This window comes from Paenibacillus alkaliterrae, assembly GCF_021532375.1.
GTDB classification, from domain to species: domain Bacteria; phylum Bacillota; class Bacilli; order Paenibacillales; family Paenibacillaceae; genus Pristimantibacillus; species Pristimantibacillus alkaliterrae.
The window spans coordinates 18593-35704 of record NZ_JAKGAP010000002.1 but is presented as its reverse complement, the minus strand read 5'-3'; the positions used below and the strand labels follow the sequence as shown (position 1 = coordinate 35704).

14 protein-coding genes and 1 pseudogene are annotated in these 17112 nt (G+C 49.1%); 6 read left to right on the top strand and 9 right to left on the bottom strand.

All coding sequences use genetic code 11. The annotated features are described in order from the left end of the window. Window positions 1-245 precede the first annotated feature (245 nt). The 4 genes and pseudogenes from proS to L1N85_RS00225 form a co-directional block, all read right to left on the bottom strand. Window positions 246-1831 (bottom strand): annotated as a pseudogene (gene proS / locus L1N85_RS00240) (proline--tRNA ligase). Between the two features lie 169 nt (window positions 1832-2000). After that, complete coding sequence (locus L1N85_RS00235; protein ID WP_235233402.1) at window positions 2001-3152, bottom strand: ABC transporter permease; 1152 nt, start codon at window positions 3150-3152, stop codon at window positions 2001-2003. After that, window positions 3145-4314 carry an ABC transporter permease gene (locus tag L1N85_RS00230; RefSeq protein WP_235233399.1) on the bottom strand — a complete coding sequence of 390 codons (1170 nt, stop codon included), beginning with the start codon at window positions 4312-4314 and terminating at the stop codon, window positions 3145-3147. Before L1N85_RS00230 ends, L1N85_RS00235 begins: the two co-directional genes overlap by 8 nt. A 12-nt stretch (window positions 4315-4326) precedes the next feature. Next, complete coding sequence (locus L1N85_RS00225; protein WP_235233392.1) at window positions 4327-5271, bottom strand: ABC transporter ATP-binding protein; 945 nt, start codon at window positions 5269-5271, stop codon at window positions 4327-4329. Between the two features lie 205 nt (window positions 5272-5476). Between L1N85_RS00225 and L1N85_RS00220 the strand changes: the two genes are divergently transcribed. From L1N85_RS00220 to L1N85_RS00210, 3 genes are read left to right on the top strand one after another with little or no spacing between them, the layout of a single operon-like run. Next, on the top strand, window positions 5477-6607 hold the full coding sequence (locus tag L1N85_RS00220) for a sensor histidine kinase (RefSeq protein ID WP_235233387.1): 1131 nt from the start codon (window positions 5477-5479) through the stop codon (window positions 6605-6607). 41 nt (window positions 6608-6648) lie between these two features. Further along, window positions 6649-7290 carry a response regulator transcription factor gene (locus L1N85_RS00215; RefSeq protein WP_235234307.1) on the top strand — a complete coding sequence of 214 codons (642 nt, stop codon included), beginning with the start codon at window positions 6649-6651 and terminating at the stop codon, window positions 7288-7290. 27 nt (window positions 7291-7317) lie between these two features. Further along, entirely contained in the window at window positions 7318-7971 is a 654-nt protein-coding gene (locus L1N85_RS00210; RefSeq protein ID WP_235233383.1) for a YktB family protein, read from the top strand. Between the two features lie 66 nt (window positions 7972-8037). On the opposite strand, the gene L1N85_RS00205 is transcribed toward L1N85_RS00210, so the two are convergent. After that, complete coding sequence (locus tag L1N85_RS00205; RefSeq protein WP_235233379.1) at window positions 8038-11064, bottom strand: efflux RND transporter permease subunit; 3027 nt, start codon at window positions 11062-11064, stop codon at window positions 8038-8040. Window positions 11065-11395: 331 nt separating this feature from the next. Further along, window positions 11396-12589 carry an MFS transporter gene (locus L1N85_RS00200; RefSeq protein ID WP_235233377.1) on the bottom strand — a complete coding sequence of 398 codons (1194 nt, stop codon included), beginning with the start codon at window positions 12587-12589 and terminating at the stop codon, window positions 11396-11398. Between the two features lie 175 nt (window positions 12590-12764). Between L1N85_RS00200 and L1N85_RS00195 the strand changes: the two genes are divergently transcribed. Together L1N85_RS00195 and L1N85_RS00190 are read left to right on the top strand one after the other, a co-directional pair. After that, the gene (locus L1N85_RS00195) at window positions 12765-14234 is read left to right on the top strand and encodes an aminotransferase class I/II-fold pyridoxal phosphate-dependent enzyme (RefSeq protein WP_235233374.1); all 1470 of its coding nucleotides are present in this window, start codon (window positions 12765-12767) and stop codon (window positions 14232-14234) included. A 128-nt stretch (window positions 14235-14362) separates the two neighbouring features. After that, a complete protein-coding gene (locus tag L1N85_RS00190; RefSeq protein ID WP_235233372.1) occupies window positions 14363-14779 on the top strand; it encodes a DUF1885 family protein in 417 nt (138 codons plus the stop codon). A gap of 81 nt (window positions 14780-14860) precedes the next feature. On the opposite strand, the gene L1N85_RS00185 is transcribed toward L1N85_RS00190, so the two are convergent. The 3 genes from L1N85_RS00185 to L1N85_RS00175 all read right to left on the bottom strand — a co-directional run bounded on the left by L1N85_RS00185 (window position 14861) and on the right by L1N85_RS00175 (window position 16206). Continuing rightward, the gene (locus tag L1N85_RS00185) at window positions 14861-15169 is read right to left on the bottom strand and encodes a DUF1292 domain-containing protein (RefSeq protein ID WP_235233369.1); all 309 of its coding nucleotides are present in this window, start codon (window positions 15167-15169) and stop codon (window positions 14861-14863) included. A gap of 115 nt (window positions 15170-15284) precedes the next feature. Next, on the bottom strand, window positions 15285-15848 hold the full coding sequence (locus L1N85_RS00180; RefSeq protein ID WP_235233368.1) for a stalk domain-containing protein: 564 nt from the start codon (window positions 15846-15848) through the stop codon (window positions 15285-15287). A 154-nt stretch (window positions 15849-16002) separates the two neighbouring features. After that, entirely contained in the window at window positions 16003-16206 is a 204-nt protein-coding gene (locus L1N85_RS00175; protein WP_235233366.1) for a hypothetical protein, read from the bottom strand. A gap of 122 nt (window positions 16207-16328) precedes the next feature. Here L1N85_RS00175 and L1N85_RS00170 point away from each other — a divergent pair, with 122 nt between their 5' ends. Next, window positions 16329-17060 (top strand): MBL fold metallo-hydrolase, encoded by a 732-nt coding sequence (locus L1N85_RS00170; RefSeq protein WP_235234306.1) that lies wholly within the window; start codon window positions 16329-16331, stop codon window positions 17058-17060. The last annotated feature ends 52 nt before the right edge of the window (window positions 17061-17112 follow it).

Below are 17112 nucleotides of genomic sequence, written 5' to 3'. Positions count from 1 at the left end.
TCAGTGTAGTTGACGAAATAGTCTGATAATTTGTTCTTATCTTTATCTTATACTCCATCTTATGTTATGGCAACTTGGATTATTGACTAATTTTACGCTTATAAGCGACTAAAGTTAAAAAAGGGCGCAAACGCCTTCATTCGAAGACAGCCAGCGCCCTTCCGCTCCTATTTTTCAATAGGCAGCAACGGAATTTACATTTCCTTTTCCGGTTCGTCCGTATAATAGTCCGGCTATTATTTCGTTTACATATCGCATGCGATCGAGATGGCTTCCTCCAAATCAACCGTCCGTGCCTCTGCTTCTTTTCTAAACTTCAACTCCACGCGGCCTTCCGACGCATGCTTACCGACGACAATCCGAAGCGGTATACCGATAAGATCGGAATCCTTGAATTTGACGCCGGGCCGTTCGGTGCGGTCATCCAGCAGCACTTCTACGCCCGCCTCTTGGAGCCGCGCCGCGATATGCTCCGCTAAATCCATCTGCGTCTGGTCCTTCACGGATACGGGGACTACATGAACGTGATACGGCGCGACCGATGCAGGCCACATAATTCCGTTACCGTCAGAATGCTGCTCTAGAATAGCCGAGAGCATGCGCGATACGCCAATTCCGTAACAGCCCATAATGAATGGCTGCTCTGTACCTGACGCATTAAGAAATTTTGCATTCATAGCTTCGCTGTATTTTGTACCCAGCTTAAAGACATGACCTACCTCAATACCGCGGTGGAACGTTAAACGGCCTTGCTCGCAGCGTGGACAGCCGTCTCCAGCTACGGCATTTCGGTAATCGCCTGTCTGTGCGTTCGTCATATGCACCGACGGTCTCATTCCCCCAAGATGATAGTCCTTTTCATTTGCACCGGCTATGCCCGCAGTCATCGCCATAACCTATTCTTCACCTTGATTTCATTGACTTCATGGTCACCTCGAACGATAACCGCAATAGGTTGACCATCGGCAACGTAAATTAATGTTTTCATGAAGCTGTCCGCGCCAAGATTCAGCGCTTGAACGAGATTTTCGATTTTCTTAATGCCCGGCGTGTAAATCCGTTCTAACTCCGCATATCCAGGCGGCTGTCCGGCAGAAGCTGTCCATTCACTTCCATGCTCCGCCTTCTCGAGGTTAGCCGCGTAATGACAGCTGTCGCACGCCGCGATCGTATCCTCGCCAATATCCGCCAAGGCCATAAACTCATGCGTTCCGCCCTCGCCCCCAATGGAGCCGGCATCCGCTTCCACAGCCCGATAGTTAAGCCCGCAGCGCGTGAAAATTCGGTTATACGCATCGTACATGCTCAAATAGCTGCGATGAAGGCCGTCCCAGTCCTGGTCGAACGAATAAGCATCCTTCATAAGAAATTCCCGACCGCGCAGCAATCCGTAACGCGGCCTCTTCTCATCGCGAAACTTCGTTTGGATCTGATACAGCGTCATTGGCAGCTGTCGGTATGAGCTTACCTCCCCGCGAACTAGCGCAGTAACAACTTCCTCGTGGGTCGGGCCAAGCGCAAACTCCCGGTCATGCCGGTCGCGCAATCGAACAAGCTCCGGCCCATAAACGCCATATCGGTTGGACTGCTGCCAAAGCTCAGCAGGCTGCATGGCGGGCAAAAGCACCTCCTGAGCACCGGCATCATCCATTTCTTCGCGTACGATTTGTTCGAGCTTCCTCAGAACACGCCGTCCGAGCGGCAAATACGTATAAATGCCGGCTGCAAGCTGTCTGGCAAGTCCGGCACGCAGCATCAATTGATGGCTGGCCGCTTCTGCTTCCGACGGCGCCTCCCGAAGAGTAGGCACGAATAGTTGGCTTTGTCTCATTTTAAAGTCCCCCCATTGTCAGGTATCCGATAATAAACAAAAAGAACGCACTCGTAAGGGACGAATGCGTTCGTGATACCACCCTTAACATGTCTTCAACTTTTTGACAAATTTACAATGCAAAGATGCCGAAGTCAAGAAAAACCGCAGACGCCCGGCCTTCATCCCATCAGCTCGTTTTGTTTGGTCTCAGCACCGCTGAGCCGAAGGCAAGCATAACTGCCGCGAACAGGAATAGGATGAGAAGATGGAGACCAATGTCGCTGAAAGATCCGCCGCCGCCTAAACGGTCGATCGCCTGCAGCGCCCATTTCTGCGGAGTAAAATTAGCAAGCCTCTGCAAAAAATCCGGCAGCATGGATAAGGGGAAGAAGCAGCCGCTAATCATGCATGTCGGCGTAATAATTAAATTATTGATCTGCGAAAGCTGTGTGCTGTTTCTCACGAGACCCGCAATGGCAGATACCAGCCCCAGCGCCGCTAATAGGTAAAATTCCAGAACAATCAGCATGGAACCGAAAGGGATTCCAGGCGAATAGCCGAACGCGAAATAAGTTAAGCCGAGGACAATTACAAGCTGAATGGTGGCAACGATCATACTGCCTGCGAAATTTCCGAAGGCAATATCAAGCGAGCGAAGCGGTGCCGTATACATTCTAGCCATCGTTCTTTGCTCTCGGTCTTCCATGACAAGTCCGATCGATTGGCTAAGAAGCATCATGACGAACATCAGGATCAGTCCAATCATCATTGGATTCGACACAATATTCCCCAGGCGCATGCCGACACTTTCAGCGGCAGCCTTTGGGAATGCTTGCGCTGCGAGCAGCGCAGCCAGCTTATCGGAATCGACAGTTTGAGCGCCCTTGTTTTGGACAAGACGAACGGAGGCTGCAAGCTTGTCGGCTTCCGTATTTAGCATGGCGGCTAACGAAGCGTTCCACAATTGCTCATCCATTCGATAGAGAACAGCGTTAGACTGCTCTCCATCTATCATTTTTTGCGTATAGTCATGCGGAATATGGATCGAAGCATCCGCGTCCCCATCCAAAACCTGCGCTTTGAGCGCTTGCTCCGTCATATCCTTCGTTAATCTAACTTCATATTGGGTCTCCTTCTCAAGCGAAGTTACTAAAGATGAACCCAGCAGTCCAGTATCCGTATTGTTAATGACAATAACCGCTTTATTGCCTTGCAGCCCCGAGAACAAGCCAGCCATCACCGACAAAAGGAGTGCGGGCAGAAGGACGTTCATAATTAGACCGCGGCGCGTGCCCATCGTCCTCTTTATTAAATGAACAGCAATAGGAATGCTAGCCATACTGCTTCACCACCTTGGACAGTCTTAGGACAGCAAATAGAGAAAGAATAAGCGCGATCATTGCTAAAATGCCAATTTCGTGCCAAACGCTTCCTGTATCAGAACCGCTCATAATCGCTCTGAGACTCACGTTTGCCCAATGATTGATCGTCCACTTGCTTGCATTCCCGATCATATTTTCGATACCGGCCATCATTCCCCCGCTGAGAAACGTCATCACGAATACAAGGATCATAAACAAGGTTTGCATCGTTTTTCTCGTCTTGGCGAAGGAAGCGATAATAATCGCTAGTGCAGATCCGGCCGCTGTTGTAAGCAGGCAAATCCATGCAATCCAGAAAAAATGACCGCCCCAATCCACCCCATATCCAAACGTTGTAAACGATATAATAACTAGAGCTTGCAGCGCCGCCAGCATGGCTGCACCGACGATGATCCCAAACACATTGGCACCGAATGAAGAAGGCAGCCCGTATAAGCGCTGAAGCGTACCGGATTCCTTCTGGTCAAGCAATGCAATCGCCGCAGACATACCTCCGAACAAGAGGAACATTATTAAATAGGCTGCCGAATAATATTGCATCGAATTAGTTGGCCCAAACAGCTGATTTTCTTCTGTGCCAAGGTTGCCGATTACTATGCCTGAGGTTTTAGTTTCAACACTGCCTGACGCCTGACTGCGTCCAGCCATTTGATCGGGGCCAAGCGTGGCCATTGCCGCCAGCTGTAAATTCAAATTCGTCATATAGCTGTTAATTACGGCATCTGCCGCCATATTTTTTTCTCCGTATCGTCCAGAGAAGGTTTTCCATGTTGCTTCTTCCCCTGCAAGCAGCCGCTTTGAGAAGCCGGATGGAATGTATACGCCGTAGTCGGCGATACCTTCCGTCACTAAGTCCTGAACCTCCTTCTCGGATGCTGCGGGAAGCTGTTTTATATAGGGGGCAATCGATTCATCGCTCCAGAACGTATCGATGCCGCTCCTCATTTCGCCTTGGTCATCAACGAATAATGCCACTTTTGCCGGCTTAATCTCTCTATCAAACGCGCTGCCAAGCAGCAAAATAAGCAGTAATGGCAGTCCTATCAAAATAATGAGAACCGACCGCATACGACTATATTTTAACAGCTCATAATAAACCGTTATCCAACAAGCCCGCATTCCGAGTACCTCCTATTCATCCCGCAAGCTTCTGCCGGTCATTTGCAGGAATAATGATTCGAGATTCGGCTCAATCCGCGAAAGCTTCCTAAGCGTTATGCCGTGCTTCTGAGTAATAAATAACAAATCCTGTAAAATGGATGAGGATTCCTTGACCGTTACTTCCAAGCAATGGCCATTATCTCGCTCTTCAACCAGCTTTACGCCCGGATGCTCCTTCATTTCCAACAGCGCCGCATCGTACCTGCCATCGATATCGAATATGAGCTTCTCCTCCTGGCCGGTTTGCCGTTTCAGCTCTTCCTTCGTTCCGCATGCGATCAGTTTGCCTTGATCTAAAATGCCGATTCTGGAGCAAATGGCGTCAACCTCCTCCATGTAATGGCTCGTGTAAATAACGGTAGAGCCTAGTCTATTCAATTCTCTAACGGATTCCAAAATATGATTCCGCGATTGAGGATCGATGCCGACGGTCGGCTCATCCATAATAATAAGTCTAGGTCGATGCATGATCGCGCACGCTATGTTAAGGCGTCGCTTCATTCCCCCTGAGAACGTAGACGGCATATCCTTCGCCCTCTCCAATAGGCCGACGAATTGCAAGGCTTCCTCTACCCGGTCACGAAGCAGCTTTCCCCGCAGACCATACAGCTTGGCGAAAAAAGTAACATTCTCTCTTGCCGTCAGCGTTTCATAAATCGCTAGCTCCTGCGGTACTAGGCCGATTCTCCTCTTCACCTCCAGCGGCTGCTTTCTGATCGAAAAACCGTCTACCGTAATGTCGCCTGCGCTTGGAGAAAGCAGGCCTGAGAGCATGCTGATCGTCGTGCTTTTACCGGCTCCATTGGGGCCAAGCAAGCCGAAAATTTCCCCCTCGCCAATATAAAAGGTTAGATGATTTACGATAATGGAGGTGTCGTATTTCTTGACAACCTCATGAAATGAAACGAGATTCATGATGGGCCCATCCTTTCGGTTCCTTAATGATAAACCAATTGTATCCAAACGGCTGAAGCTTATCAGGTCTATAAAGTCACCTTATGGAGGTGACGAAAGTCATTTTTTATACTTGTAGTAATTTAGAATAATTATAAATAAGCTCGTCCAAATCTAGCTGAATATGCTATAATGAAGCAAATTCAATTGCTGGAGCCTCGCCTTTATGAATAAGCTGCTATACTGGATTCGCGCACTGCTGGTGGCGGTACCAGCTGTTATGAACATCGGAAACGTCGCTGCCGGTTCATACGCCTTATATACGACTTATGTTCTGCTGGCTCTTCTCCTTGTAAAAGCAGGAGCATCATTTCAACGATTCGCTAACCTGTTTTTGATTGCGGAGCTGCTCAGCTTTGCATGGTTTTCCTATTCGTATGGAGGAATGTTGTATCTTCTCTTGTTCTCCACGCTTATGACTATCTTTCGAAGAAAGCCGGCACCGAACGTCAGCTTGGCATGGACCTTGCTGGGTCTGGCTGCGCTGTTTACCAGCTTGAACGGCAAGGACACGGAGATCATCATTCCGGTAATCGTGCTTTGGTTCACGATTGCGGCTATTCTCTATGTTGCAAACGAGTTTGAGAACAAGCATCACAAAATAGAAGATTTATATGAGGCTTTGGCGTCAAGCCATGAGGAGCTGAACGCCGCCAGGCGCCGCATGCTGGATTATGCCGCACAGGTAGAGCAGCATGCCCAATCCGAGGAACGCAACCGAATTGCCAAGGATATCCATGACGACCTCGGTCACCGGCTCATTCGGGTCAAAATGATGTCTGAGGCCGCCCTTCACTTGTTCGATGCGGATACTCACCGAGCGCGGGACATGGTAGGGCAAATACGTGACCAGCTTCAGGACAGCATGGAAAACATGCGCCGCACGGTGCGAAGGCTCGCAGCTGCGGATGCAAGCGATACAAGACGATATGCGCTCGATCGGCTGGTGGAAGAATCCGCAGCCGCGCTTGGAATAGCGGTTAGCTTTGAAGTTCGCGGTATTCCTCGATCAGTCTATCCAAGCATGGAGCTTATTTTATTTAAGAACGCTCAGGAAGCCATTACGAATGCGGTCCGGCATGGAAATGCCAGCGTCGTTGAAGTAATTTTAGAATTCCATGAAGAAAGCGTCGTTTTATCGGTAACGAATAATGGAGCTTTGCCTGAAGCGCCCATTGAAGCCGGACTCGGCTTGCGCGGCATGAAAGAGCGCATCGCACTCATTGGCGGCAGTCTGGAATGGAAGATAGACGATCGGTTTACGGTCATAACGGTCCTTCCGCTGCTTGGCAGCTGAGCTGCTATTTACATCACTTTGAGGTGGAGGACATCGAGGTTATGATACGAGTGCTGATAGTGGACGATGATCCTTTTATTCGAGAAAGCATGCAGGTCATCCTGGACCTGGATAAGGACATTCAAGTAACCGGCGTATGCGGCAATGGTATGGAGGCAGCCGAGCTTGTGCGAAAGCAGCCGGTTGATGTCGTCCTCATGGATATTCGAATGCCTGTCTGCGACGGTGTCGAAGGAACGAAGCTGCTGCGGGCGCTTGATGCCCTGCCAGCCGTGCTGATCTTAACGACCTTTGACGATGACGATTACATCGCGCAGGCCATACGCTGCGGGGCGAATGGATACTTGCTCAAAAACGTTCCGCCGAGCCGCATCATCAGCGGCATCAAGACGGTATATGATGGCTCCATGCTCATTCATCCCGATATCGCCCGCAAGCTGGCAGGAATGTTGGAAGCGCCGCGCGGCGATGCCGGCAAAGCCTTAACCATTACCGGCCTGACGCAGACCGAAAGCCAGATTGTCCGTTTGATCGCCGACGGCCAATCCAATAAAGAAATCGCCGCGACGCTGTTCCTGAGCGAAGGCACGATCAAAAATTATATATCCGAAATTTTAAACAAGCTCGAGCTTCGGGACCGTACTCAAATCGCTATTTTTTATTTGAAAATGTTGCACCGATGAACCGGACGACAAGGAGAGATGATTATCATGACAACTATGACGAAAGCAAGTGCAATTATCGGCTTTACGCAAGCTGATTTTGACGTATTTCAACTGCAAGGACTTGAGGAGAGGATGGCTGCCATCCAAAATCAAATACAACCAAAATTTCGCGCAATCGGCGAACGGCTAAGCGCTGACATAGCCGTCCACGCCGGAAATGAAATGTATTTGCACGTGGCTAGGCATGCCAGGCGAAAAGTCAACCCGCCTAAGGACACCTGGCTCGCGATTTGCAGCAACAAACGCGGCTATAAAGCGCATCCGCATTTTCAGCTTGGGCTGTTCGATGACCATTTATTTATATGGCTGGCGTTCATCTATGAAGTACCGAACAAATCAGGGATTGCGACAGCCTTCATAAATCAGCTTGATGATATGATTGCTGCCGTGCCGAACGATTATGTGCTTTCGCTCGATCATATGAAGAAGGATTCCACCGTAGTCCGCGATATGTCCAGAAAGGACTGGTCGGATGCGTTGGTCCGTTTCCGTGACGTGCAGAAAGCCGAGCTGCTTATCGGCCGTCACGTTCAAGCCGGTGACGCTCTTCTGTTAGACGGCGACGCATTGCTGCAATTTGCTTCCTCTGCCTATGAAACGCTTATGCCCCTTTATCGAATGGCATTGTATAACGAATAAACGCCGTGAGGCTGTACCTAAAGGTCAACAACGACTTTTAGGTACAGCCTCTTCATTTCGGATTAATCAAGCAAGGCTGCCAGCAGCTTCTGCGGTTGCAGCAGTCGCGCCGGCGCGCCTTTGCTTCCGTGACCTTCGGAAGAACAACAATTCATACACGCAAGGCACAATAATGAGCGTCAGGAGCGTGGCGGCAGTCAGGCCGCCTATTACGACGATCGCAAGGCTTTGCGATACGATGCTTCCCGATTCATGCGATCCGAATACAAGCGGCAGCATGGCGGATACCGTTGCCACTGCGGTCATGATAATAGGACGCATCCGTGTCGCAGCCGCTTCGATCAATGCTTCGCGAATCGGCATGGTTTGCTCATTTTGCTTCACCCGGTCGATTAATACGATCGCATTCGTAACAACGATTCCGATCAGCATCAATGCTCCGAACATGGCCGTGAAGTCCGGCGTCACACCGGATACAAGCAAACCTGTTACGGCGCCGATAGCGGCAAGCGGCAGGGAAATCATAATGGCGAGCGGCGCGCGCAGCGTTTTGAACGTAAGAACCATAATAAGATAAACGATACCGATAGAGATAAGAGCCGTTAATCCTAAATCCGCAAAGTCGCTGGACTGATCGGTCGATGCGCCCCCGACAGCTAAGCTGACGCCTTCCGGCAGCTTAAGCTCTTTGGTCACTTTCGTTATTTCATCGCCAACGACTGAGAGCTCGCTAGGCTCTGCATTAGCCGTCACCCGTACGTAGGTTTTGCCTTCCTTGTGGTAATACAAGCTCGGCTCTTCCGTCTTGACCAGCTCGGCTACCGAAGATATCGGAACGATCCCTGCATCCGTAACAACCGTCAATTGCTTTAACTCCTCCTCGGAGTCGGGATTTACGATAGGCAGAAGCACGACAGGAGTATCGCTGTTTTCCATAAGAATGGATCCGATAGGCATAGGATTCAGCGCGCTTTGCAGCTGTATGGCCACTTCCTGCCCTTTAGCAAGCGTAGGATCGACGTTGAAGGAATAAACCGGTTTCTTCTCCTCTTGGTTGCTTTCTACTCTAAGCACGCCTTCAATAGGCTTAATAGCCGTGATAAGCTGATCAGCGGTTTCACTGAGCTGCTCCGGGTCATCGCCGGTGACGTCTATATATATTTGCGATGAACCGCCTCCCATAATCAAATCCGTTGCGTTAGCCGTTATGGTCGCCTCGTTATAGCTGTCCTCCTGCGCCTTCACGTCATCCATGAACTGCTCGGCATCGACGCCCTCTTTCAAATCGATTATATACGTAACTAATGTAGGCGACGAAACAGCTCCATATTGGGCCGCATCGGCACTATTGCCAAGCGACATCAGCACCCATTCCACGTTTTCGTCAGCCGTCAAATACGATTCGAGCTTTTTCCCTGCCTCAAGCACCTGATCGGCAGGCGTCTCGCTCGGATATTGCAGCGATACGTTAATATTTTCAGCGCTGGAGGAATCAAGGGCACCCTTCGGCATAAACATATAGGCACTGATGGAACCCGCAAACAACAAAAACGCGATCAATAACGGCACATATTTATGCTGCAAGTTCCAACGAATGAACGCTGCGAACTTTGGTGATCCGCGATGTTCCTTTTCTTTCGTGTTGCGTAGCAGCACCGCGCTGAGCAGCGGCACGACTGTCAGAGCAACTAATAAGGAAGCAAGTAAGGAATAGGCCACTGTTAATGCGAATGGGAGCAGAAAAGCTTGCAACGATCCTCGAAGCAGCCCCATCGGCAAAAATACCGCCACCGTAACAAGCGTAGATGATGTAATAGCCGAAGCGACTTCCTTCGTCGCATCTATTATAAGCCTGACTGAAAAATCCTCCTTCTGCAGCCTTCTATAAATGTTCTCAATAACGACGATACTATCGTCAACGAGACGGCCAACCGCTACTGCAACGCCGCCTAGTGTAATTATATTGAGCGATACGCCCGATAACTGCAGCAAATATAACGTAATGCCGAGCGACAAAGGAATCGAGACAATCGTAATGATCGTTGCTTTCAAATTACGCATGAACAACAGAATGACGATCGTAGCGAACAAAGCGCCCAGCAGCACTTCGCGAAGCATACTGTTAACGGAAGAGACAACCGAATCGGAAGTGCTGAGTATGATGGATACATCGATTCCCTCTACATCCTCATTTAACCGCTCGACCGTTTTTTCAATTCCCTTTCCTACCGTCACGGCGTTCGCTTCCGCGGATTTCGAAACCGTGAACATAATCGCATCTTTGCCGTTCATTCGGCTAATGCTTTCCTGGTCTTTGGATAGCTCTACCGCCGCGACATCGCCAAGCTTCACGCCCGCTGCAATCGGCAGCTTGCGAAGCGTCTCCAAATCCGTTACATGATCATAAATATTAATGTTGCCGGCAGCCCCGTCTATCGTACGCTCGCCAAGCGCAACGGACGCTCCCCGACCTTGCAGTACGCCCATGAGAGCTTGAACCGGTATGGCTGCTTCTGTCAGCTTTTCGGTTAGCGGTGTCACAGTAATCGTCGGCGACGACTTCCCGGTTACGCTCACCTGTCCGGCGCCCTCTGACTTTTGAAGCTCTGCCGTTACCTCTTTAAGCTTAGCTTCTTTTTTCTGCTCGCTTATTCCTTCTTCAAACGTCAGTGTCACCCACGCGATAGGAATCATCGATGTATTAAACTGAACGACGAACGGCTTCATCACATTCGCAGGCAGTTGAACCTGGTCTACGATTCGCTCAATTTCCGCCTTCGCTTCCTTCATATCCGTCTTCGAATCAAAATTTAGATTAATCTGCGCATAGCCATCGCCCGAGGTCGAGAGCATATCTGTTCTGCCCTTGACGAACGTTACGGCCTCCTCCAATGGATTTGTGACTAACTGCTCCATCGATTTCGCGTCATTTCCCGGTCCAATGGCCGTGATCATCACCTGAGGGTTATCAGCGGCCGGCAAAAACTCCATCGGCAGCCTTAAGTAGCTGATTACCCCCATTACTAGCGACATGATGACAATCAGAATGATAGCGGCCTTATTCCGGAAGGACCATTCCGTTAATTTACTCATTTGTTTCCGACTCCTTTTCCCTTTACGGATATCTTGTTTTTGTCTTTTCTAATCATAGAGGTTTGGAAAGATTTGCAAAAACGTCTTAGGTCTATATTTTAATCTCGCCCTAAGTCTGATGCAGGCTACGACCTAAGTCGGGGAAAACCATACCTTTCCATCCAGATCTTCAAGAACAATTTCAAAAGCTGATCTTGTCCAAGGTGTTATATAAAATTAGCGTAATCATCGTTAAGTTTCAACAGCAAGGTACGTCCCATAAGCCCTAAACGAAAACAAGCCTGTTGCTCATCAACTTATGAACAACAGGCTTGTTTATTTATATATTAATTTATTTCGCAGGATCGACGGAAACTTCCCTCTGGCTGATCTTGTCCAGCTGCCTGAATCGTACGAGTAAAAGCAGCGCTGCTAAGCACAATATGCCGCCAAGCAAATATGGGAGCCCTAACTCGATCGTAAAGAAGAAGGACCCGAGCAGCGGACCTGCGACGCGGCCAAGGCTGTCCATCGACGAGCTGAGGCCCGAAGCAACGCCTTGCCCGACAGTCGTCTTCTGCGTAATGAGTGAGGTAACGCAAGGACGAATCAAAGAATTTCCTATACCGAACACGGCGAGTGACAGCGTTGCCCACCATAAGGAATGAGCGGCAAGCAGGAGGAAAAATCCTAATGCGGAGATCACAAGGCCAATCGCAATATATTTCGGCTCATCCCCCTTCTTGATTCGCCGCCGCACGAATCCTCCTTGCACAAGCGCTCCGACTAGTCCGCATACAAAAAACATAATGCCGACTTGAAACGGCGTAACATCAAAGCGGCGAATACCGAAAAACTGTAAGGTAGCCTCCAGACCCGCCAATGTAAACGTAACGAAAAAAGCCAACACGTATAAATATTTAAGCGGCCCGCTGAACGCTGACCAGCGCGAAACCCGCTTCTCAGAGATCGATCTCCGCTTCTCGGGCGCAAGTGATTCCTTCAGCTTCACAACAGCCAGCACAAACGTTAATAGCGCCAAGGCGGAGGCGGCAAAAAACGGCGTCTCCAGGGATATAACGCTCAGCATGCCGCCAAAGCCCGGACCAATCGTAAAGCCAAGCCCAATGGACATCCCGACGAGTCCCATCCCTTTCGTACGCTGCTCGGGCGGCGTAATATCCGCCACATATGCCACAATCACCGATGCGACCGCACCTGAGAACAGACCTCCAAGCACCCTCGAAAGATACATGAGCGCCAAATTGCCGGAGGACAAGCCGAATAACAGAAAACTAGCCGCAAAACCTAACACTCCCACTAATATTATCGGTCTTCTTCCGATCCGGTCGGACATGCTTCCCCAGAGCGGAGACAAGATAAAGGCAACGAGAGAGTAGATAGCAAGCATCCGACCCGTATGTAATTCTGCATGAGACGGATCAGTCGCTAGAATAATTTCCGGCATAACCGGGATGATAATGCCAAACCCTATAAATGTTGTCATCAAAATTGCCATTACAATAATCATGCGTTTATCTTTCATGCTGCAACCCCTCCACCAACCTATGTTACCATAATCATTTATGCGACATGTATGAACAATTGAAGAACAAATGAAGCTTGTTCTCTTTCGCTCAAAAATGAAGCTTGCAATCCACCCTGTATTTGCTATACTCAACTTTGTTTGTAACCTCTAATGAAAGGCAGGGATGAAAGCGATGGATCATAACAAAACCCCGCTCTTCAGCGCGCTTCGCCGACATGCGGAGCAGGATCCCGTTCAGTTTCACATTCCCGGACATAAAAAAGGATTGGGCAGCGATTCCGAATTTCGCGAATTCATCGGACATAATGCGTTGTCAATCGATTTAATCAATATAGCACCGCTCGATGACCTGCATCAGCCAACCGGCGTTATCGAAGAAGCGCAGAAGCTTGCAGCAGATGCCTTCGGATCAGACTATACGTATTTCTCCGTGCAAGGAACGAGCGGCGCCATCATGACGATGATATTAACCGTTTGCGCACCAGGCGACAAAATCATCGTACCGCGTAATGTTCACAAATCGATTATGGCAGCAATCATATTTGCCGGAGCCAGACCCGTATTCATCTCGCCTGCGCGCGACAACAATCTGGGCATCGATCACGGCATTACAACGCGATCCGTACGTAAAGCGCTGGAACGTCATCCGGATGCAAAAGCCGTGCTTGTCATCAATCCGACTTACTTCGGCATTTGTGCCAACTTGAAGGAAATTGTCGATCTTGTCCACAGCTACGACATCCCGGTGCTCGTAGACGAAGCGCATGGCGTGCTCATCCATTTCCACGAGAAGCTGCCCATGTCCGCCATGCAAGCAGGCGCCGATATGGCGGCTACCAGCGTACATAAGCTAGGCGGCTCCATGACGCAAAGCTCTGTGCTAAACGTTCGTAAGGGACGCGTGAACCCGCACCGCATCCAAACGGTTATCAGCATGCTGACGACAACCTCAACGTCCTATATTCTGCTCGCATCGCTTGATACGTCAAGGCGCAATCTTGCACTGAATGGACATGCTCTCGCTGAACAAGCCATTCAGCTTGCCCATCAAGCCCGTCAGCAAATAAATGAAATTCCGGGACTGCAATGCTTCGGCGAAGATATTCTCGGCGGCGAGGCAACCTACGATTACGATCCTACCAAAGTGTCGATCCATGTGCGCCACCTTGGCATAACCGGCTATGAAACGGAAAATTGGCTCCGCGATAACTATAATGTAGAAATTGAAATGAGCGACATGTATAACATTCTGTGCTTAGTTACGCCTGGAGATACGTCCGATTCCGTGTCAAAATTGATAATTGCGCTGCGAGGCCTCTCCGAGCGATTCCATGAAGGCGCCGAAGCGCGTGAATTAATCGTTAAAATTCCGGATATTCCGCAGCTCTCGCTTTCTCCGCGTGACGCTTTCTACGGCGAAACGGAAACCATTCCGTTCAAGGAATCCGCAGGCCGTATCATTGCGGAATTTATTTACGTCTATCCGCCGGGCATCCCGATCCTCTTGCCGGGTGAGGTCATCACGCAAAAAAATATCAATTATATCGTCGAGCACGTCGAGATCGGCTTGCCGGTCAAGGGCCCCGAAGACCGCAGCATTGAATTCGTCAAGGTTATCGTCGAGGAAACAGCCATATCGTAGCAAGAAGCAAGCCGTTACACAGCCCGAGGGTCTGCTGTAGACGGCTTTTTTATATGGCGTCCCCCTGTTTAGCCACATATTGTAAACCTATTTCCGGCATGCTATGATGTTGACAGAGGTGAGATGCAATGAGTCAAAGCGCTTACATAAAATTCGTGCAAGGTTCAACCGTCGAGAGGCTAACGTTAGAGGATGTGCGGAGTAAGCTCATGCATTATCGGGAGCAAACCGCTCTAACCGGCTCGCAGCTCGATTGGAATTACGCAGAAGCAGCCTTTCCTTATACATTCGAATCCAAGCAGGATGATCGTTGGTTTTATTTGAAGGGTACAAATCCCCTGTACAAACACATCATTTTCGGACCTGGCGAAACGATGAGTGTGGCGGGCAACACGGTGCCGTGCATCCAAGTCGTGCTTCCGGACGAAGCTACGCATGGCGATAAGGCAAAAGCGAACGAGCTGTGCAAATATATGGCTAAGCAGCTTCAGGCAGAGCTTACGATGTTTAACGGCCGAACGATATATTATAATCCGCGGAAATAACGATATGGACAGAAAAAAAGGATCTGCGGCATATGCTCGCAGATCCTTTTCCCCGTTTCTAATTCTATGGACAGGAGCTAATTATTGACCTTCGCTCTCTGTACGAGCGATTTCCTCATAGATCGCAGTAACGCGATCCCACTCGGCATCGTCCTCGATGCCAACCAGGAACGATTCATCGTTTTCTTCTTCAATACGGAAAATAACGCCGTCCGCTTCCGGATCATTACGATCCAGCAGAACCGCGTACACATTATTTTCGGATTCAAACGTATAAACCATGACCATCTCGCGTTCCTGGCCCTCATCGTCAGTTACGATAAAGACATGCTCTTCATGCTCGTGGTCGTGCCCACAGCCGCAATCGTCTCCATGCTGATGCTCACTCATGATATTACCTCATTTCGTTGATATATACAGACTATTGTATCGTACCACGACACGCTTTTACGGTCAAACAAAGCGCCCCTTCTTGTGAAAGGGGCGCTTTGCGGAACTAATCGCTCTAACGAGAGGAAATTAGCTTCTCGGATACGACCGTCCACTCATCCGATCCTCTAGGCTTAATGGAGAAGCGAATCGGATATTTTCCGCTGGATTCGAATTTGTAGTCGATATGATCCGTAGCATACCAGAAATTGTCGCTTTTAGGGCTAACATTTTCCGTTTGAATAACCTTCTCTTTGCCGCCAGGATCGAAGATCGATACTCTAACCGCTGCGATATCAGTCTTCAAATTATCAATTTGGGCAAAAACCTTAAAGCTTCCTTGATAGCCTTTGTCTACATTTCCAAATACCGTATTGTTTTGGAAGAGGAACATATGAACGTTAGGCTTATAAACGGTTGCCCGTTTACTCTGATTGTCCCATTCGACTATGGCTTGCAGAGTTGAGGCTATCTCGCGAAGAGGCAAATACGTTCTACTATCCGCAATTAAACCTCCGTCATCCTGCTCAATCCCGTTAATAATGACACGTACCTTCTGCGTTGCAGAGTCCGCGAACAACAACGATCCGCCCCATAGCGAAAGCAACGTCAGCAAAATAACTACTTTTCTGAACTTCATAGATGTAAACCCTCCATCCGATTGCGTGGATGTATGGTTATACTCACCGTTTCATGCAAAGTTGCGCTGCTGAACAATTTTTTTGTCCCTCGCTTCATTCGACTGCGAGTGTCAAAACATGTTGAATACTGCGCTTGCCTGGGAAATAAAAAAATTACCCGAGCGTTTTCGTCAATATGCATGGAACGCCCTTACCAACCGCCCCCGGCTGTTTCATTCTTGCCAAATAGCTCATGCCTCGCGTGCAAGGGGTTTTACAAACTGCGCAAGTATCGGAAAGCACGAGTTTGTATGAATAGTGCTTACGATCACTTGCCGGTTTTTTTTTCTTAACCGTTTTCCCTTTTCCTTTGCTCATCCCATAATCCCCTCCACTAAGCGTACCGCTATAGCATTGTATGTAGATCAGGGCGAATGTGCTTCAACAATTGTCATCTGCACCTATTATTTGGTACATTTATATAGGAAAGACGAGGAGGGATTGCCATGCACATTCAAATGGTCGGAACCGGAAGCGCTTTTGCGAAAAAATACGATAATAACAATGCCTTAATTGAAACGGGCGGCTTTCGTTTACTTGTAGATTGCGGTATAACTTTGCCAAAAGCTTTGCATCAAATGGGCTTTTCATTTCCCGAACTGGATGCGGTCCTTATCAGCCATATACATGGGGACCATGTTGGCGGATTGGAAGAGCTCGCGTTTCAAATGATGTTTAAATATAACCGAAAGCCGGTATTATACATAGCCGACACTCTAATTGAACCGCTTTGGGAGCATACGCTTAAGGGCGGTCTTACGCAGGAAACGCTGAATAAGCTCGAGGACTTTTTTGTCGTACGTCCGCTTGAGGCGAATAAAGATATAGCGCTCGCTCCCGGACTTCATGTAAAGCTGCTGCAAACGAAGCATATTCAGAACAAACCAAGTTATTCCTTCTTATTTAACCAGCGCTTCTTTTACTCAGCCGATATGCGATTTGACGGCGGACTGCTGCAGGAGCTCGTCGAGCAGGGCATTAGCACGATCTTTCACGACTGCCAGCTCGAAGCGCCGGGAGTCGTTCATGCCAGTTTAGATGAGCTTCTAACGCTTCCTGAGTCTGTTCAGAGGAAAACATGGCTTATGCATTACGGAGATGCAATCGAGGATTACGAAGGCCGGACAGGTCATATGCGCATCGTTAGGCCGCATGAGCGTTACGAGGTTTAAAGAACGCAAAGAAAGGCGCTCCTTAGGTCGAGGGCGCCTTTCCGTAATAATG